The 398-nt window shown below is 56.0% G+C and carries 1 protein-coding gene and 1 pseudogene; both read right to left on the bottom strand.

The window, feature by feature from the left end:
• A partial coding sequence (locus tag AAIR21_RS27950) for a hypothetical protein (protein WP_434682849.1) occupies nt 1-226 on the bottom strand: 226 nt, incomplete at its 3' end.
• 58 nt (nt 227-284) lie between these two features.
• A pseudogene (locus AAIR21_RS27945) lies at nt 285-398 on the bottom strand (tail assembly protein); the annotation flags it as partial.

Here is a 398-nt window from a genome sequence, read left to right as displayed (position 1 = left end):
AACGAAACTCCCATTCCACGCCGCTGAAATTACTGGAGCCGTCTTCATTTTCCAGCGGCGTGCCATCCAGGTAGATATCCCTTGCCGTCAGGTTGCCGGCGAATTCACCCTCGCCCAGCGCTATCAGGATTTTGGCTTTTGCGACAGACTGGAGATCGTCAGGCTGTTCAACAGGTGTACGGGCGCTGGGGCTTCCGCCCTTACGCCCCTTGATTGCTTTTGCCATATTGCGTCCGTAAAAAAACCACCCGAAGGTGGCTGGAGAATGGATAACCGGGGAAGGATTACTGTTTGTCTTCGACGTATATTCCCGCCGAGATAATGGCACCGCCAATCTGGCGTCTGCCGTACAGCAGCGGAACCGGATAGCCCTGAGAGGCGGTATTGGTCACCCCGCC

This window comes from Enterobacter sp. PTB (genome assembly GCF_051130085.1).
GTDB classification, from domain to species: Bacteria; Pseudomonadota; Gammaproteobacteria; order Enterobacterales; family Enterobacteriaceae; genus Enterobacter; species Enterobacter ludwigii.
The sequence above is the reverse complement of the archived record's forward strand: the minus strand, read 5'-3'. Positions and strand labels throughout refer to the sequence as shown.